The 17,895-nt window shown below is 59.4% G+C and carries 14 protein-coding genes; 11 read left to right on the top strand and 3 right to left on the bottom strand.

The window, feature by feature from the left end; genetic code table 11:
• Window position 1: 1 nt before the first annotated feature.
• From AC6I8C_RS11910 to AC6I8C_RS11875, 8 genes are all read left to right on the top strand, one after another.
• Window positions 2–1,135: a M20 aminoacylase family protein gene (locus tag AC6I8C_RS11910; protein ID WP_497822587.1), complete on the top strand. Its 1,134-nt coding sequence runs from the start codon at window positions 2–4 to the stop codon at window positions 1,133–1,135.
• A gap of 113 nt (window positions 1,136–1,248) precedes the next feature.
• Window positions 1,249–2,565: a 4-aminobutyrate--2-oxoglutarate transaminase gene (gene gabT / locus AC6I8C_RS11905; protein WP_266306995.1), complete on the top strand. Its 1,317-nt coding sequence runs from the start codon at window positions 1,249–1,251 to the stop codon at window positions 2,563–2,565.
• A gap of 165 nt (window positions 2,566–2,730) precedes the next feature.
• Window positions 2,731–3,243: an Lrp/AsnC family transcriptional regulator gene (locus tag AC6I8C_RS11900; protein WP_010247853.1), complete on the top strand. Its 513-nt coding sequence runs from the start codon at window positions 2,731–2,733 to the stop codon at window positions 3,241–3,243.
• 251 nt (window positions 3,244–3,494) lie between these two features.
• Window positions 3,495–3,941, top strand: a complete 447-nt coding sequence (locus tag AC6I8C_RS11895; protein ID WP_497822586.1) for a GNAT family N-acetyltransferase — start codon at window positions 3,495–3,497, stop codon at window positions 3,939–3,941.
• An 18-nt stretch (window positions 3,942–3,959) separates the two neighbouring features.
• Window positions 3,960–6,005 (top strand): hydantoinase/oxoprolinase family protein, encoded by a 2,046-nt coding sequence (locus AC6I8C_RS11890; protein ID WP_497822585.1) that lies wholly within the window; start codon window positions 3,960–3,962, stop codon window positions 6,003–6,005.
• Window position 6,006: 1 nt separating this feature from the next.
• Window positions 6,007–7,965, top strand: a complete 1,959-nt coding sequence (locus AC6I8C_RS11885; protein ID WP_497822584.1) for a hydantoinase B/oxoprolinase family protein — start codon at window positions 6,007–6,009, stop codon at window positions 7,963–7,965.
• A gap of 62 nt (window positions 7,966–8,027) precedes the next feature.
• On the top strand, window positions 8,028–9,809 hold the full coding sequence (locus AC6I8C_RS11880) for a thiamine pyrophosphate-requiring protein (protein WP_497822583.1): 1,782 nt from the start codon (window positions 8,028–8,030) through the stop codon (window positions 9,807–9,809).
• Window positions 9,810–9,907: 98 nt separating this feature from the next.
• A complete protein-coding gene (locus tag AC6I8C_RS11875) occupies window positions 9,908–10,750 on the top strand; it encodes an oxidoreductase (RefSeq protein ID WP_497822582.1) in 843 nt (280 codons plus the stop codon).
• Window positions 10,751–10,819: 69 nt separating this feature from the next.
• Here the strand turns inward: AC6I8C_RS11875 and AC6I8C_RS11870 are convergent, their stop codons facing one another.
• Both AC6I8C_RS11870 and AC6I8C_RS11865 read right to left on the bottom strand, forming a co-directional pair.
• Window positions 10,820–11,047 (bottom strand): hypothetical protein, encoded by a 228-nt coding sequence (locus AC6I8C_RS11870; RefSeq protein ID WP_497822581.1) that lies wholly within the window; start codon window positions 11,045–11,047, stop codon window positions 10,820–10,822.
• Window positions 11,034–11,600: a hypothetical protein gene (locus AC6I8C_RS11865; protein ID WP_497822580.1), complete on the bottom strand. Its 567-nt coding sequence runs from the start codon at window positions 11,598–11,600 to the stop codon at window positions 11,034–11,036. Before AC6I8C_RS11865 ends, AC6I8C_RS11870 begins: the two co-directional genes overlap by 14 nt.
• 366 nt (window positions 11,601–11,966) lie before the next feature.
• On the opposite strand from AC6I8C_RS11865, the gene AC6I8C_RS11860 reads away from it, so the two are divergent.
• Genes AC6I8C_RS11860 through biuH form a run of 3 tightly spaced genes read left to right on the top strand, consistent with a single transcriptional unit; the run spans window position 11,967 to window position 15,383 of the window.
• Window positions 11,967–13,403, top strand: a complete 1,437-nt coding sequence (locus tag AC6I8C_RS11860; RefSeq protein WP_497822579.1) for an amidase — start codon at window positions 11,967–11,969, stop codon at window positions 13,401–13,403.
• Window positions 13,400–14,716: a purine-cytosine permease family protein gene (locus AC6I8C_RS11855; protein WP_497822578.1), complete on the top strand. Its 1,317-nt coding sequence runs from the start codon at window positions 13,400–13,402 to the stop codon at window positions 14,714–14,716. Before AC6I8C_RS11860 ends, AC6I8C_RS11855 begins: the two co-directional genes overlap by 4 nt.
• Window positions 14,697–15,383 carry a biuret amidohydrolase gene (gene biuH / locus AC6I8C_RS11850; protein ID WP_497822577.1) on the top strand — a complete coding sequence of 229 codons (687 nt, stop codon included), beginning with the start codon at window positions 14,697–14,699 and terminating at the stop codon, window positions 15,381–15,383. The genes AC6I8C_RS11855 and biuH overlap by 20 nt, the downstream gene beginning before the upstream one ends.
• Before the next feature lie 56 nt (window positions 15,384–15,439).
• Here biuH and AC6I8C_RS11845 read toward each other — a convergent pair whose 3' ends face one another.
• Window positions 15,440–17,620: a putative bifunctional diguanylate cyclase/phosphodiesterase gene (locus AC6I8C_RS11845; protein ID WP_497822576.1), complete on the bottom strand. Its 2,181-nt coding sequence runs from the start codon at window positions 17,618–17,620 to the stop codon at window positions 15,440–15,442.
• Window positions 17,621–17,895: the final 275 nt, after the last annotated feature.

Here is a 17,895-nt window from a genome sequence, read left to right as displayed (position 1 = left end):
AATGGAACATTTAGTGGCACTGCGCCGCGACCTGCATGCGCACCCGGAACTGGGTTTTCAGGAACAGCGCACCAGCGACATGGTGGCGAACTTCCTGCACCAGCTGGGCATTGAAGTGCATCGCGGTATCGGTAAAACCGGCGTTGTCGGGATACTGAAGAAGGGCAGCAGTGAACGCATGATTGGCCTGCGCGCCGACATGGATGCACTGCCGATGCAGGACCAGAGCGGCACGGAATGGCAAAGTCAGGCAGATCAGGTGAGTCATGCCTGCGGCCACGATGGTCACACCGTGATGCTGCTGGGTGCCGCTGAAAAACTGGCGCGGGACGTCAGCTTTGACGGCAACGTCTGCTTTATCTTCCAGCCTGCTGAAGAGGGACTGGCGGGTGCAAAAGCGATGATCGACGACGGTCTGTTCAGCCGCTTTCCCTGTGAGGCGGTCTACGCCATTCACAACTGGCCGGAACTGCCGCTTGGTCAGGTAGAGACCCGCCCTGGACCGATTATGGCAGCAGCCGACCGCTTTGATATCCGGGTGCTGGGCGGCGGCGGTCACGCCGCGCAGCCTCACCTGACGCGTGACACTCTGCTGGCGACCAGCGAGCTGGTGGTGCAGCTTAATACGCTGGTTTCACGCGCCCTGGATCCGTGCGAAACCGCGCTGCTCACCGTCACGCGGATGCAGGGCGGCTTTTCACACAACATGATCCCGGCCGAGGCGAGTATTACCGGCACGGTGCGTACCTTCAGGCCGGCGGCGCAGGATACGATTGAAGCACGGCTGCGCCAGATGGCGGAGCACGTCACGGCGGCTCATGGGTTGCACGCAGAAGTGAGCTATCAGCGTTACTACCCGGCGACGATGAACAGCGCGACGGAAGCGCAGTTTTGCCTTGCGGCGCTGACGCAGGCAGGTATCCCGGCTGACACCGCGGCCAGACCCGCACTCACCTCGGAAGATTTCGCTTTTATGCTACAGGTGCGTCCCGGAGCTTATCTGTGGCTGGGATCGGCACCCTGTAAACCATTGCACCATGCCGCATATGACTTCAACGATGCGCTGATCCCGCATGGCGTTAACGTTTTTGTCGCGTTGGTACGCCAGGCGCTGGCAGAGAAATTTCCCTGCTGAATGCAGCGGGATTTTGACAGGAAATGCCGCTGCCTGAGGAATTACGGCAGCGTGAGAAACCAGCGGGTTGCGATACTTGAGCCAACCGAACGTTACGTGGATGAGGGTTTAAAATGCAGAATGTCATGGCAGAGCAGCAAGCATACTCCGATAACAGCCTGTTACTGGATGCACGCGAGCAGAACGTACCGCGCGGTGTAGTGACCGCCCATCCGCTGGTGATTGAACGCGCCAGAGGCAGTGAAGTGTGGGACGTTGAGGGCAATCGCTATCTCGACTTTGTTGGCGGCATCGGCGTGCTGAATGTCGGCCACAATCACCCGGCGGTAGTCAATGCGGTGACCCGCCAGCTTGGTCTGGTGTCACACGCCTGTTTTCAGGTGGTGGCCTATCCGGGCTACATCGAGCTGGCGCAACGGCTGAACAAACTGGTGGGCGGCGATGAGGCGTACAAAAGTGTCTTCTTCACCAGCGGTGCGGAAGCGGTGGAAAATGCGGTGAAGATTGCCCGCTCACACACCCAGCGCCCAGGCATTATCGCGTTTGATGGCGCGTTTCATGGCCGCACCCTGCTGGGCGTTACCCTGACCGGCATGTCCGCGCCATACAAACAGAACTTTGGCCCGTTCCCCGGCGACATCTATCGTCTTCCCTTCCCGAATCCACTGCACGGGGTGACGGAAGCGGACTGCCTGAAGGCGCTGGATCAGCTGTTCGCGGTACAGATCCTGCCTGAGCGTGTGGCGGCGATTATCATCGAGCCGGTTCAGGGCGATGGCGGCTTCCTGCCCGCCGGACCAGCCTTTATGCAGGCGCTGCGTCGCATTACCAGCCAGCACGGCATTCTGCTGATTTGTGATGAAGTGCAGTCCGGCTTCGGACGTACCGGTACGATGTTCGCCTTCCAGCAACTGGGTATCAAACCGGATTTAATCACTCTGGCAAAAAGCCTGGGCGGCGGTCTGCCGATTTCCGGCGTGGTGGGACGGGCGGCGATCATGGATGCGCCCACGCCTGGCGGCTTAGGCGGCACCTACGGCGGCAACGCACTGGGCTGTGCGGCAGCGCTGGCGGTGCTGGATCTGTTTGAACAGGAGAACCTGCTGCAGCGTTCCTGTCAGCTCGGCGAACAGCTCAATGCCCGTCTGCGACAGCTGGCCGATAAATATGCCTGTATCGGTGACGTGCGCGGCGTGGGCTTCATGCAGGCGGTGGAGATTCTCGATTTCGAAACCGGTCGTCCCGATGCGGCGCTGACTCAGAAGATCCTCGACAGCGCCTGTCAGGAAGGCCTGCTGCTGATCAAGTGCGGCCTGCATCGCAACACCATCCGTTTCCTGGCACCGCTGGTCACCACCGACTCACAGCTTGAAGAGGCGCTGCATATTTTCGATATTGCGCTGGCCCGTGCCACTGGCCGGCTGGGTTAAGCAGCATTCCTCATTGATTTTGTTAGAGTAATTTGAAAATCTCCCGCTGGTATAACCACTGCGAAGCGCTGGCGCGTTTACGGTAAAGCATGTTATATCTTCGGGAGGTTCTGAACATTTGATTGAGCGCCTGGCCCAACAGGCTCTGACAATGAGGGGGGTGCTATGAACGGCTTAATGAAACTCGACCGCATCGACATCAACATCCTGGTGCAACTCCAGAAAGATGGCCGTATCAGCAACGTTAACCTCGCCGACGCCGTAGGCCTCTCGCCCAGCCCCTGTCTGCAACGGGTCAAACGTCTGGAACAGGCCGGTTTTATCACCGGTTATGAAGCGCACATTAATCTCACCCGCATCACCGATTCAGTGACCGTCTTTACCGAAGTCACCCTGTCTGGCCATCGCCGCGAAGACTTTATGAAATTTGAAAGTGCGATGCGTGACGTCGATGAACTGATGGAGTGCCATCTGATCACCGGCGGCTATGACTATCTGCTGCGCTTTATTACCCGCAGCATTGAACATTACCAGGAAGTGATTGAGAAGATGCTCGATGCGCAGATCGGCATCGATAAGTACTTCAGCTATATCGTCATCAAATCCCCCATCATGAAAAGCAGCGTGCCGTTACGATCGCTCATCGGCAAACATAACTCAGTCGAATTCGGCGTGTAACGGGCGGTCGCCCCTCGCCACCTTCCCGGTGGAGAGGGCGGCCACACGCATTGTCTCTGTCTGCTGTTCACCACACCCGCCTTTGCTCACAGACCGGCTTCCTGCCCCTTTAACCTTTGCGATTTTTCCCTCAGCATAAAATTTTTTCCCTGCCCAAAATTCAGTCGCTCTGTCCGGTTTTGTCGCGTGCTACGGCCTCAATCGTTGAGCGAACCCTTTTACACTGAATTCAACCGATACAAGGAGTTGTCATGGACTCATTACAGATTGCTGACCAGCAGTGGCAGCGCGATGCGTTCACTGTCTCTACCGATCGCCAGCGGCTCGATCTGGCCTGGATCCACATCCAGCTGGCGGAGAAGTCATACTGGGCCAAAGGCCAGCCGGAAGCGAAAACCCGGCGGGCGATTGCCGGTTCGCTGCCGTTTGGCCTCTATCACCAGCAGGAACAGATTGGCTTTGCCCGACTGATCACCGACTACACCCGCTTTGGCTGGCTGTGCGACGTGATGATTGATGAAAACTGGCGCGGTCACGGACTGGGTAGCTGGCTGGCGACCTGCGTCCGGAAACACCCGGAGCTGCAAACGGTGCATCGCTGGATGCTCTCAACCCAGGATGCGCATCAGGTCTACCAGCGGCTCGGCTGGCGTGTGGTGCAACATCCCGAGACGCTGATGGAATTTCCCCCTTCCTGACACTGGAGTTAACCCGATATGCGATACCGCGTTGGCGTGGATATTGGTGGTTCCTTTACCGATTTCGCCGTGCTCGATCAGCAAACGAACCAGATCCACACCCTGAAGGTCCTGTCGCGACCGGACAAGCCTGGCAGCGAAATCTTAACCGGACTGGCGCAGTTTCAGCAGCAGCAGGGCATTGTTCCCGCTGAAATTGGCTACTTCACTCACGGCACCACGGTAGGCATCAACGCGGTGATCCAGCGGCGCGGGGTGCGGCTGGCGCTGTTTGCCACCGAGGGCTTCTGCGATGTGCTGGAACTTGCCCGGCTGAAAATCCCGCATATCCATGACCTTTTCTCACGGCGTGCAGCACCGCTGATTACCCGCGACAGGGTATTTGCCATCCGCGAACGCAGCGACGCGCAGGGCAACATACTGCAACCCGTGGATCGCCAGAGCGTGCTCGATGCTATCGAACAGGCACGTGCCGCCGGCTGTCAGGGCATCGTGGTCTCGCTGCTGCACAGCTATCGCAACCGGCACAATGAAGCGGCGGTAAAAGCGATTATCGATGAGGTGGCGCCTGAACTGCTGACCTCCTGTTCCGCCGACATCTGGCCGATTATCCGCGAATATGAACGCACCATCACCGCCACCATCAACGCCTACGTGCAGCCGATGGTGATCCACTACCTGGAATCCTTTGAGCAGGCGCTGAAACGGCTTGGCGTGAAGCCGCCGCCGCGCATTACCAAATCCAACGGCGGGGTAATGGGCGTTGACCAGGCGAAGCGCGAATGCGTGCAGATGGTGCTCTCCGGCACCGCCTCCGGCGTGATTGGCGCCAGCTATCTCGCCAGCGCCTGCGGTTTTGACAAAATTCTCAGCCTGGATATCGGCGGCACCAGCGCCGACGTGGCGGTGATCATCGACGGCAAGGTGGCGCAGGGCAACGGCGAAATCATCGGGGATTTCCCGATCTTTATTCCTTCCGTCGCTGTGACCTCGGTGGGTCAGGGCGGCGGCTCGCTGGCGTGGATTGATGGGCAGGGCGTATTGCAGATGGGGCCGGACAGCGCCGGTTCGCTGCCGGGTCCGGTCTGCTTCCAGCGGGGCGGCACGCAGCCGACCGCCACCGATGCTTTTGCCGCCTGCGGCATGATGGGCCACGGTGCGCTGGGTTATGACGCGGTGACGGTGGATGTCGCCGCCGCCTGTGCGGCCTGGCAGCCGCTGGCGGATGCGCTCGCTATTTCGGTCGAAGAAACCGCCGAAACCGCTATCCAGCTGGCCATCTCCAGCATGTACAGCGACACCAGCGGCCTGCTGTCACGCTTTGGCCTCGATCCGCGTGAATTCTGGTTCCTGGCCTTTGGCGGCGCCGGGCCGATGATGGGCTGTTTTCTCGCCCGCGAACTGAACATGAAAGGGGTGATCGTGCCGCCGACGCCGGGCGTGCTCTCCGCGCTGGGCGGACTGGTGGCGGACATCCGCAACGACTTTATCCGCACACTCTACGGCGATCTGACGCCTGCGCTGGCCGACACCTTAGCCAGTGAAGCCAAAGCCTTGCAGCAGCGCGCCTGCGGCTGGCTGGTGCAGGAGCACGGCAGTGACATGCCATACAGCCTGCAGTTCAGCGCGGATATGCGCTATCGCGGTCAGTCATTTGAGATCGACGTGCCGCTGGAGGCGAGCTGGCTGACGCAGGCGGACTTCACTGAGCTGCATGACGCCTTTGATCGTCAGCATCAGCAGCTGTTTGGTCACTGTGACCCGCAGGCACCGGTGCAGCTGATCAACCTGCGGCTGGTCATCGCCTCGCCGACGCCGAAACCGGTGATCAACACACTTTCCCCCGCCACAGCACCCGTGCCGGTGCTGAAACAGACCCGAGCCTGGATCGACGGCGGCTGGCATCAGGTGGACTTAGTGCTGCGTTCGGTGCTGCGCGCCGGACATCAGCTCAGTGGCCCGGTCATCATCGCCCAGGACGATTGCACCACCTGCGTGCCGCCCGGCATGGGCGTCACGGTCGATTCATTCGGTAACCTGCTGATCACGGCGAACGAGGCATAACATGGCGATTGATGGACGTAACTTACAGATTCTGGCGAACTACTGCGCCGCCGCTGCCGATGCGATGGCCTTCACCCTGATGCGCACCGCGCACTCCACCTTCGTGAAAGAGACGGAAGACTTTTCCTGCCAGATTGTCAGCCGCAGCGGGCTGGCGTTTGCCTCGCCGCGCAGCTTTGGCGCGCCCTGGTACAGCGGTATCGACTATGCGCCGGTGCTGGCGCTGATAGAGGAGTACGCCGAGGGCGATATCTGCATTACCAACGACGCCTATGCTGGCAACGTGGCGACTCATTCGCCCGATATCCACATCTGGAAGCCGGTGTTCCATCAGGGCGAAATCGTCTGCTTCGTGGTGGGTCACATTCATAACACTGACGTCGGCGGCGCAGTGCCTGCCTCGCTGTCGCGCTCGCTGACCGATATCGTGCAGGAGGGGATCCGCATCCCGCCGCTGAAGATCATGCAACAGGGGCAGCTCAATGAAGAGGTCGCCAGTATTATGCGGCTCAACGTACGGGTGCCAGACCAGAACTGGGGCGACTTCAAGGCGCAGCTGGCGTCGGTGAATGTGGGCGAGCGCAAAATCCACGACATCATTGCCCGCTTTGGGATTGATGATTTTTTGCAGGGCATTGAGGGCATTCTCGATTACGCCGAAGCGCAGGCGCGCACGATTATCAGTACCATTCCCGACGGTGAATACTTTTATGCTGACTACGCCGATGAAGATGGCGAGGGCGGCTATCCCTGTCGCATCGCCATTACGCTGCGGGTGCAGGGCGATCGGCTGGAGCTGGACTACACCGGCAGCGACCCGCAGCTGGCGTCGTCGCTGAACATGCCGACCGGCGGGCGCGAGCGGCATCCGCTGGCGCTGGTGGGCGTTACCTATGTGCTCTCCACCCTTGATCGTTCACTGCTGCTCAACGCCGGTACGCTGCGGCCGACCCGGGCAATTCTGCCGCCTGGCACAGTGATGAACTGTGAGGCGCCTGCGGCAGTAGGGATGCGCTCGCTGACCTGTGCGCTGTCGCAGATTGCCACTATCGGCGTCTTCTCGCTGGCGATGCCGGAGCGTCTGCCCGCGAATTCACCCGGTGGCAACTCGATCATGAACATCCGTACCCAGACGCACAACCGCAGCGTGGTCGCCTCACTGGGTCCGGTGGGCGGCGGCGCGGGCGGCACGCTGCGTCATGACGGACCCGACGGTTCCGGCGGCCTGTCTGCCTTCCTGAAAAATACCCCGATTGAGATCAACGAAGCGGAAGTGCCGATTCGCTTCCATCGCTACGGCCTGGCGCAGGACAGCGCTGGCGCCGGTCGCTATCGCGGCGGCTTAGCCACCGAAATGGCGTTCGAGATTTTCTCGCCCAACACCACCATTACCGCGCGCAACCGTAACCGGTCAGTGTTTGCCTCGGCGGGTGTAGTGGGCGGGCAGAGCGGCGCGCTGTCGACCTTCCGTACCCGGCGCAACGGTGAAGTTATTAATCACGGTAACACCGATGTGATCCACTGCCAGCCGGGTGACGTGGTCGACGTGCGCGGTCCCGGCGCGGGCGGTTACGGCCTGCCATCGCAGCGCGAGATTGAGGCAGTCATGCAGGATGTGCGCTGTGGCTATCTCAGCGTGGCGGCGGCCAGGGCGCAGTATGGCGTGGTGGTTGTTGATGACCGCGTGGATCGGGAAGCCACAGAACGCCTGCGTGCCGACATGCCACAGCAGCCCGCGTACCATTTTGAGCACGGCGAAGCACGTCAGCGCTTCGAAACGCTCTGGACGCCACAGCGTTATCAGTTACTGACCGCCTTTCTGACCAGCGCGCCAGTGAGCTGGCGTCACTTCCTGAAAACCCAGGTATTCCGGGCGGTGGAGGAGACAGGCGAAACGGCGGATATGAATCAAATATTCAGTGATTTGCGTCAGCGATACCCGGCAATGGCGAACAGTTAACGGCGATGGCTCATCGTCTACTACGCTTTAAGTCTGTAAGGACAACGAGGGGAAACGCGACGATGAGCATGAAAACCAGTGATTTTTTTGTCCGGCGCCTGAAAGAGTGGGGCGTCACACGCATTTACGGCTACCCGGGAGACGGGATTAACGGCGTGCTGGGGGCGATTCAGCGCGCGAATGCCAAAGGCGACGGCATCGAATTTATTCAGGTGCGCCATGAAGAGATGGCCGCCTTTATGGCGGCCGGACACGCGAAATTTACCGGCGAGCTGGGCGTCTGCCTGTCGACTGGCGGACCGGGTGCAACCCACCTGCTGACCGGACTCTATGACGCCAAAATGGACCATGCCCCGGTGCTGGCAATTGCCGGACAGGCAGAAGCGACCGCGCGGGGTGCCAGCTACCAGCAGGAAATGAACCTGGATCGCATCTTCTCGGACGTCGCCAACTTCGTTCAGGAAGCGTCGACCACGACGCAGGTGCGCCATCTGCTGGATCGCGGCGTGCGCATCGCCAAAGCGCAAAACGGTGTGGCGGTGATCATCATCCCTAAAGATATTCAGGATGAAGAGTGGCAGCCGCCACAGCATCTGCACGGCTTTACCCATTCCGGCAGCGGCTATCAGCGTCCTAAAGTCATTCCTTACGAAGCGGACCTGCAACGCGCCGCCGAGGTGCTTAACGCTGGTAAGAAAGTGGCGATTCTGATTGGCGCAGGCGCACGCGACGCCGCCGTGGAAGTGGTTCAGGTCGCCAATGTGCTGGGTGCAGGCGTGGCAAAAGCGCTGCTTGGCAAAGATGTATTGCCGGACGATGCGCCTTTTGTTACCGGCTCGATTGGCCTGCTCGGCACCAAACCTTCATCTGATTTGATGCAGAACTGCGACACCCTGCTGATGATCGGCAGCGGCTTCCCGTGGACGGAGTTCCTGCCGGAAGAGGGCAAGGCGCGTGCCGTGCAGATTGACATCGATCCGGCTATGCTCGGCCTGCGCTATCCCAGCGAAGTCAATCTGCATGGCGATGCGGCTGAAACGCTGCGCGCGCTGCTGCCGCTGCTGACCCACAAAGAGGATCGCAGCTGGCAGGAGGATATCGCGGTTCAGGTGCGTGACTGGTGGACGCTGATGGAAGAGCGCGCCATGGCACCCGCTAATCCGGTCAATCCGCAGCGGGTGGTGTGGGAGATGTCACCGCAACTGCCGGACAACGCGATTGTCACGTCGGATTCCGGCTCCTGCGCCAACTGGTTCGCCCGCGACTATCGGGTGAAGCAGGGGCAGCGTGCCTCGCTCTCCGGCGGCCTGGCCTGTATGGGCGCGGCGGTGCCCTACGCCATTGCGGCGAAATTTGCTCACCCGGAGAAACCGGTGGTGGCGCTGGTGGGTGATGGCGCGATGCAGATGAACAACATGGCTGAGCTGATCACCATCCAGAAATACTGGCAGCAGTGGGCCGATCCGCGCCTGATCGTCTGCGTGTTCAACAACCAGGATCTTAATCAGGTCACCTGGGAGCAGCGCGTGATGGAGGGTAATCCGCGCTTCGACGCCTCGCAGCAGTTGCCGGACGTGAAGTATGCCGAGTTTGCGCAGTCGCTGGGGATGGTCGGAATTTTTGTCGATAACCCTGACGATCTGGCCGGTGCATGGCAGCGTGCGCTCAGTGCCGATCGCCCGGTCTTGCTGGAGGTGAAAACCGATCCGGAGGTCGCGCCATTACCGCCGCACATCACCTTTAAGCAGGCAAAAGCCTTTATGGCGTCGATGGTGAAGGGCGATCGCGGGGCCGCGCAGATCATCAGCGACACCGCCAGTCAGCTGTTTCATAAAAAGCATTAAGGGCTAAGTGAGGCGGTCGCGCCTCGCTAACCTTGATCCCCGGATGCACGCGCGTCCGGGTCTTAAACCACATCATCAAACTTATCGGGAGTCTTAACATGACTGCTCATTCCAGCCCTGTCTGGTTAATCTCGGGATGTTCGACCGGTTTTGGTCGTGAACTGGCGCAGCAGGCCATCGCGCGTGGTTTTAAGGTCGTCGTGACGGCGCGTGATACGTCGTCGATTGCCGATCTGGTTGAAGGACACGACAACGCACTGGCGGTGGCGCTGGATGTGACCCGTCAGGCGAGCATCGACCAGGCCGTCAGCGCGGCACTGGACGCGTTCGGCACCATTGATGTGTTGGTAAACAACGCCGGTTACGGCTATCAGAGTTCGGTGGAAGAGGGTGTGGAAAGTGAAATCCGCGCCCAGTTTGATGCCAACGTTTTTGGCCTGTTCGCCCTGACGCGCGCCGTACTGCCTGCGATGCGCAAGGCGCGCAGCGGTCATGTCATCAACATTACCTCCGTGGCAGGCCTGATTGGTTTTGCCAGCTCAGGCTACTACTCTGCCAGCAAACATGCGGTGGAAGGCTGGTCCGATTCACTGGCGCTGGAAGCGGGGCCGCTGGGCATTCATGTCACCTGCGTCGAGCCAGGTCCGTTCCGCACCGACTGGGCCGGACGCTCACTGCATCAGACGCCGAGTAAATTGCCGGAATATGCAGAGACCGCGGCTGCGCGAATGAAAGCCACCGCCGAATACAGCGGTACTCAGAAAGGCGATCCGGCACGGGCCGCCACGGCGATGATCGCCATCACGGAACATGACAACCCGCCACGCCATCTGGTGATGGGAGCCTGGGGCCATGACGCCGTAACCAGCAAGCTCAAAGAGCGTCTGGCTGAGATCGAAGCGTGGAAACAGACATCGGTGGAGACGGATTTTCCGGAGTAGAAGTGAGTGCTCTGTGGGTGGCCGGAAGCCGTTAAAATACGAAAGGCCCGTTTATCGGGCCTTTAAGCGCTAATCGAATACCTTAGCTTGCTGCGTTTCACGCGCATTCAGCTCTTTCAGCTTACGGCGCAACAGGGCAGATGAGGAACGTTTTCTCGCCTGAGCTAACTGGGCTTTAATGGCGGGCAGATCGGGCCTGGCCAGCCACTCAGCAATCAAGAGTGCCCTTAACTCCTTATATCGGGTTTCAACCGGAGCCAAAGGGGTTGTTTCATCGTGTGTATCATAAAACGACATAGCAAGCTCTCCCTGTAGTCACTACTTTATAAGCCTGGAAACAGTCCGGGATTAAAGGTTGCGGCGCTTTCTTCGGCAACCCTGTTCGGCGATTGTAGCGTAGTTCATTTTTTAACCCAAGCATGGCGTCATAAATCTCTTCAAGGGGAGTCGGACGATTGCGTTCAGCGATCTCTCCCGACGCAGGCTGGAAAACAAAACCGCCGATAGAGAAGCTTTCATGGTGTGCCATTAACGCAAGTACTACGCTTTTTAAAACGACTGCACTACCTAATCCGGGAATGCTGATGTGGCGAAAATCGCCCATGCAATCCAGACCATCGAACACGTCAAAACAGACCTCAGCCAGGCCATTAACCGGAAAGGAGATACCTGTTGGCATCCGATATCCGATGCGGATAAAGGTCTGTTCATCTATCCGGTCGCCAACGATGACAGTGTAAGTTTCGCTACCGACAACAAAAACGTAGCTGTGATAAATCTGGCGATCATAAATGAATCTTTTTCGCCTGATTTCGTAGTTTTCGAGATAAATATCTTCTTCAATGCGCACTTCTCATCCCTGCCGTACCATATGAATCCCTGAAACTCGATTTTTCAGTTGCTGCTGAGATCCGTCAAATATCCATATCAAGAGTGTGGTTATTCATTCCAGCATTTCATCTGCTCTTGCTGATTAACAACATCGTTTTGTAAGCCAGCCCGCAAACCATTCACCTATCACGCCCCCTTATCGCGCAGTCCTGCGCCATCATCGTGCTGAAAAAATAAACAGCTGCCCGTTCCCGACATCATAAGAATTCGATCTTGTATCCCAGCCCGTATTCCATCTGGCATCCCTGTCTCAGACCGCTGGCATCACGGCTATCTGGCACGCTTCATGCACTAGCTGACGGGTACAATTCTGGCGAGGTAACCCATGTTTGACTCCTTATTAGACGAAGATGCCACCACGATGGCCGCACTGATCCGCAGCGGGGAAGTCTCGGCCTGCGAGCTGACCGGCGCGGCGCTGGCGCGGATGGAGCGGCGGGAACCGGTGATACAGGCCTTTTGTACCCCGACACCGGAACTGGCACTGGCACAGGCCAGAGAAGTGGATGCCCGACGGGCGCGTGGAGAAACGCTGGGCGCGCTGGCGGGCGTGCCGCTGGCGGTGAAAGATTTAATCTGCACCGCAAACGTCAGAACCACCTCCGGTTCGGCGGCGTACAAAGATTTCGTACCGGAAGATGACGACATCACGGTGGAGCGATTGCTGGCCGCCGACGCCATCCTGCTGGGCAAAACCACCGCGCCGGAGTTTGGTTACAGCGGTGTCGGACACAATCCGCTGTTCCCGTCGCCGCGCAATCCCTGGGATCTGGCGATGACGCCAGGCGGTTCCAGCGCCGGCTCCGGCGCGGCGGTAGCGGCGCGGCTCTGCCCGATTGCACTGGGCAGCGACGGTGGCGGCTCGGTACGCATTCCGGCAGCGCACTGCGGCATTTTTGGCTTTAAGGCATCCATGGGCCGGGTGCCGTTGTGGCCCGGCTGTCGTGATGAACGCTATCCCGGCGTATCGAGCTGGGAGTCACTGGAGCATATCGGGCCGATGACGCGCAGCGTGCGCGATGCCGCCCTGATGATGTCGCTGATGGCCGGACCGGATATGCGTGACCGCCACTCGATCCCCTGTAGCGACGTTGACTGGCTGGGTGCACCAGAGCATCTGCCCGGCAAACTGCGCATCGCCTTCAGCGCAGATTTTGGCTATGTGGCGGTTGACCCGGAGGTGCGGGCGGTGGTCAGCGCGGCGGTGCAACGCTTTGCCGCTGAAATCGGTGCGGAGCTGGAACTGGCCGATCCCGGCTTCCCGGATCCGGCTGCCGCCTTTGGCGCGCTGGTGGCGATGGAGAGCGATCTCACCGGCATGCGCCAGATGATGGCGGAGCAGGGCAGCGCGATGTCGCCGCATCTGGTCGCCATGCTGCAGCGCGACTGGCGAGCGGAAAACTTCACCGATGCCATCGCCACCCGCAAAGCGGTCAGCAACAGCCTGTGGCGCTTTATGCAGCGCTTTGATCTGTTGATCACCCCAACATTGGCAGTACCACCGTTCCCGCTGGGGATGCAGGGACCGGAGATCATCGATGGCCGTATGGTCCGCAACGATCACTGGCTCTCGTTCTGTTACCCGTTCAACTTCACCGGCCAGCCCGCCGCGTCCGTGCCCGCCGGTTTTACCGCCAGCGGCCTGCCCGTCGGTCTGCAGATTGTCGGACGTCATCTTGATGATGCGTTAGTGCTGGCTGCCAGTGCCGCTTTCGAGCGCATACAGCCGTGGAATCACCTTCAACCCGGAATCGCACAATGAAAAAGTCTGATACACCTGCGCTGGAGCAGGAGTTTGAACATGAGCCGGTGCCGCTGTCGCATCGTCATTCGACCCGCTCCGTCTCAGCCGTCTGGTTCGGATTCCCGATGATCCTCACCAACGCGTTGTTTGGCGGCATCATCACCTGGCATCTTGGGTTCTGGCCCGCGCTGATTGCAATTCTGCTGGGCAACCTGGTGCTGTTCGCCTATGTCGGTGCGCTGAGCTGGTTCGCCGGTAACAGCGGGATGAACTTTGCTTTGCAGGCCAGACGCACCTTTGGCAGCAAAGGCTACATCCTGGTCTCGGGTTTTCTCTCGACGGTGGTGATCGGCTGGTATGCCTTCCAGACCGGTCTTACCGGCACAGTAATCAATCAGACCTTTGGCTGGAATGCGCTGGCGGTCACGGCCTTTGCCATGATCCTCTATACCGGCATCACGTTCCTGGGCGTGCGGGCGCTATCGGTGCTGGGGATGATCGCCGCGCCGCTGTTTGTGGTGCTGGGGATGGTGGCGCTGTGGCTGATCGGCAAACAGCACGACTTCTCCATCGTGACGCAGTGGAAAGGCAGCGCCAGCGCAGCCGGTGCGATGAGCATGGGTACTGCCGTCACCATGGTGGTGGCCGGTTTTGCCGACTCCGGCACCATGACCGCTGACTTTACCCGCTGGTCAAAGAATGGACGCTCAGCGGTAATTGCCGCGTTCTCTGCGTTCCCGGTCGCTAATGTGATCTCCTATCTGTTCGGCGTGGTGATTGTGGCAGTGGGCGCGGCGGTTGATCCGCTGACCAACGGCGGCAACTTCCTGCCGATGCTGATGGGACACAGCGCCTTCCTGTCGGTAGTGGCCTGTCTGTTTGTTTTTATCAACCTGGGATCGGTCTGCACCCACTGTCTCTACAACGGTGCGGTGGGTTTCAGTCATTTGTTCAGCAGCAAAATGCGGATCTGGACGCTGATCCTCGGTGCCATTGGCGGCGTGCTGGCGCTGGCGGGCGTCTGGTCTTACTTCCTGGAGTGGCTCAGCCTGCTGGGAATGGTCGTGCCGCCGTTTGGTGCTGTGATGATTGTGGATTTGATCTTTATGGCGCGCATCAGCGAGCAGCGTCCGGCGCAGCGTTTCCGTGGCACCGCATTTGCCGCCTGGGCGATTGGCAGCCTGTGTGCGGTTATCGCCCACGTGGCTTTCCCGCAGTTCGGTGAAGCGGTGATTGGTCTGGTGACCGCTGCCATCAGCTACAGCGTGATCACTAAAATGCGCATGCCGCGCCCGGTAATGGAGAACAGCAATGCCCGACTACAGCGTTAATTCAACCCCCTACGCATGGCCGTTTGACGGCAGCTTTACCCCGGCTGACACGGCGCTGGTCGTGATTGATATGCAGACCGACTTCTGTGGCGTCGGCGGCTATGTCGATAGCATGGGTTATGACGTGAGCCTGACCCGGGCACCCATCGCCCCGTTGCAGCAGGTGCTGGCGGCGATGCGCGCCCGGCAGTTTCCGATTATCCATACCCGCGAAGGACACCGTCCCGACCTGAGCGATCTGCCCGCCAACAAACGCTGGCGTTCACGACGGATGAACGCCGGGATTGGGGATGTAGGACCGTGCGGCCGTATTCTGGTGCGGGGGGAACCGGGCTGGGAGATTATTCCGGAGCTGGCGCCGTTGCCGGATGAAGTGGTGATTGATAAACCGGGTAAGGGGTCGTTTTACGCGACCGATCTGGAGCTGGTATTGCGCAGTCGCGGCATCCGTAATCTGATCCTCACCGGCATTACCACCGACGTCTGCGTCCACACCACGCTGCGTGAAGCCAACGATCGCGGCTTTGAATGCCTGGTGCTCGCCGATTGCTGTGCCGCAACCGAGCGGCGTCATCATGAGGCGGCGCTGAGCATGATCCATATGCAGGGCGGCATCTTTGGCGCGGTCGCTACGTCGGCCGCGCTGCTGGATAGCCTGGGCGTGTAGCGTTGCCGGCGGATAGCCTGGGCAATTAACCGCGCTCAGGCTATCCACACAGACCATTATCCCAGCTTTTCCTGCGCGGATGATTTCATCAGCGCTTCAAGCTGATCGGCAGGCACCGCCTGACTGAACAGATAGCCCTGTAACTGATTACAGCCCGCATCGGCCAGTGCAGACATCTGCCCGGCGGTCTCCACGCCTTCTGCCGTCACCATCAGACCCATGGCGTGACCCAGTTTCACCACGGACTCGACAATCGCCACGGAATTTTCCGCCACGCCCAGCGACTGGGTGAATGAGCGGTCGATTTTGATTTTGTCCACCGGGAAGGTGCTGAGGTAGTTGAGGCTGGAGTAGCCGGTGCCGAAGTCATCCAGCGCGATGCGCAAGCCCGCCTCACGCAGCGACACAATAATCTCGCGTGCTTCGCGTTCATCCTCGATTAACACGCCTTCGGTGATCTCCAGCTCCAGCCGCTTTGGGTCACCGCCGTGCTCACTGACAATCGCCATCACCCGCTCAACAAAGCCGCTGGAGCGGAACTGAACCGGCGAGACATTAACCGCCACCAGCAGCTCGGGAAAACGCTGCTGAGTGGCACAGGCTTCCGCCAGCACCCACTCGCCCAGTGGGATAATCAGGCCGGTCTCTTCGGCAATCGCGATAAATTCACCGGGTGCGATCAGGCCGCGCGTCGGGTGATGCCAGCGCAGCAGCGCCTCGATGCCGACCATCTGCTGACCGCCAACGTCCATCAGGGGCTGATACCACACCTCCAGTCCCTGACGGGTTTGCAGTGCCGTACGCAGATCGGCGGCAATGGTCTGCCGCGTCTGGACTGACTCATCCATCGCTCGTTCAAACTGACGAAACCGGCCACGTCCGCCACTTTTGGCTTCATACAGCGCGATATCGGCTTTGCGCATCAGCTCCAGCCGATCGATGCCGTCTTTAGGTGCCAGCGCCAGTCCGATACTGGCTCCGCTCCAGACATCGCTGCCGAACAGGGTAAACGGCTGAGCCAGCTCGTCAATCATGCGCTGCGCCAGGCTATTCACCTGACCGATGTTATCGACCTCCGGCATCACCACGATAAACTCATCGCCGCCGATGCGTCCCACGGTATCGCTGGCACGCACGATACGGTTCAGGCGCTGTGCTACGGCAATAATCAGCTCATCCCCGGTGTGATGACCGTGGGTATCGTTGACGGCTTTAAAGCGGTCGAGATCGATCAGCAGCAGCGCTACCCGCTGATCGTTGCGCGTCGCCAGGGCCAGCGCCTGGGTTAAGCGGTCTTCCACCAGGGCGCGGTTAGGCAGGCCGGTCAGCACATCATGAAACGCCAGATGCTGCGCCTGTGCTTCTGACGCGCCGAGCCTGAGCATCGATTGTGAGAGGTTAACCGAGGAATTCCAGAGTCGTCGCACCATATACAGGCAGAGCAGCGATATCGCCAGCACCGCCAGCCCGGTAGAGGGCCCGATAGTACGCAGCATCTGCGCGCCCGGACGGGAGGGGATCCAGTTGAGATAGCCGACCGGCTCGCCCGCCTGGGCTATCAGCAGATAGCGCGCGCTGGTGCCGGACTGAGGCGATCCGTCGGAGAAGTGCAGTCCTTCCAGCTGATTGCGCTCCGCCAGGCTCGCCAGATAACCGTCATCGAGAAATTTCAGGCTCACCAGCCGGAAGCGCGGCAGGTCGTCGCTATCCCGCTGGATGTTACCCACGGCAAGCGCCGCAGCACGCTGAGTGATACGGGCATAATCGGCGTTATCCTGGCGCCTGGGATCCTGGATCAGCGTGTTTTGCAGCACCTCACCAATCAGCGGATCACTTTCTGCTGCGGAGACCGTCTGGCCTTCACGCCAGACTCTGACGATCTGGTTTTGCGCATCCAGCACCATAATCAGCTGATGGCCGAACATCTCATACAGCCACTGCCCGATGTTCTCATCCAGCCACCTGTCACTGTTGCCCTCTGCCAGATGCTCCTCAAAGGGACGCCAGCGTGACAGGCTATGCAACTGGCGCAGATGCTCATTCAGACTTTGCGAAAAAGAGGCCTCAATCATCCTTTGCTGCTGATGCCGGGCCTCAGTATTAGTGAGTGACGTGCCAATAAACAGTGCCGCACCCGCACCGGCAAACGTCAGCACCAGGATAGCCACCAGCGGCACCAGCACTTCGCGAAGGAAACTGCGGCGAAAATCAGAGGAAAGTTTAAAGGTATTAATCATATTTTTGTTTTTCTCTGCAGCAGGGGAACAGAATAAAAATTAGCAGATGCTAAAAAATCTTTCACGTAAACCGTTATGGATAGTGAGTGCTGCAACGTTTTTTTATTGACTTAAGTCGTAGAGTGCCAAAAAGAGTGAGCAAAAAAGCGAAGCGGTCATATCAGATTTTTTAATGTAGTTGCGCGGGAATATCAGGGACTTCAGCGCTGAAAGAGTTCGTTGCAGTACTGTTGCAGAAATCTGTGATGTGGACTGGCAAAAGAACTGAGATCCGC

The organism is Pantoea sp. X-Soil-YNGN-844 (assembly GCF_059730595.1).
This window is presented reverse-complemented; position numbering and strand designations above follow the sequence as displayed.

Excerpts from the sequence above, each read along its gene's own strand:
- AC6I8C_RS11875 (WP_497822582.1), top strand. The coding sequence starts at position 9,908 with ATGACTGCTCATTCCAGCCCTGTCTGGTTAATCTCGGGATGTTCGACC.
- AC6I8C_RS11890 (WP_497822585.1), top strand. The coding sequence starts at position 3,960 with ATGCGATACCGCGTTGGCGTGGATATTGGTGGTTCCTTTACCGATTTC.
- AC6I8C_RS11895 (WP_497822586.1), top strand. The coding sequence starts at position 3,495 with ATGGACTCATTACAGATTGCTGACCAGCAGTGGCAGCGCGATGCGTTC.
- AC6I8C_RS11880 (WP_497822583.1), top strand. The coding sequence starts at position 8,028 with ATGAGCATGAAAACCAGTGATTTTTTTGTCCGGCGCCTGAAAGAGTGG.
- AC6I8C_RS11870 (WP_497822581.1), bottom strand. The coding sequence starts at position 11,047 with ATGTCGTTTTATGATACACACGATGAAACAACCCCTTTGGCTCCGGTT.
- gabT (WP_266306995.1), top strand. The coding sequence starts at position 1,249 with ATGCAGAATGTCATGGCAGAGCAGCAAGCATACTCCGATAACAGCCTG.
- AC6I8C_RS11910 (WP_497822587.1), top strand. The coding sequence starts at position 2 with ATGGAACATTTAGTGGCACTGCGCCGCGACCTGCATGCGCACCCGGAA.
- AC6I8C_RS11860 (WP_497822579.1), top strand. The coding sequence starts at position 11,967 with ATGTTTGACTCCTTATTAGACGAAGATGCCACCACGATGGCCGCACTG.
- biuH (WP_497822577.1), top strand. The coding sequence starts at position 14,697 with ATGCCCGACTACAGCGTTAATTCAACCCCCTACGCATGGCCGTTTGAC.
- AC6I8C_RS11900 (WP_010247853.1), top strand. The coding sequence starts at position 2,731 with ATGAACGGCTTAATGAAACTCGACCGCATCGACATCAACATCCTGGTG.
- AC6I8C_RS11885 (WP_497822584.1), top strand. The coding sequence starts at position 6,007 with ATGGCGATTGATGGACGTAACTTACAGATTCTGGCGAACTACTGCGCC.
- AC6I8C_RS11845 (WP_497822576.1), bottom strand. The coding sequence starts at position 17,620 with ATGATTAATACCTTTAAACTTTCCTCTGATTTTCGCCGCAGTTTCCTT.
- AC6I8C_RS11855 (WP_497822578.1), top strand. The coding sequence starts at position 13,400 with ATGAAAAAGTCTGATACACCTGCGCTGGAGCAGGAGTTTGAACATGAG.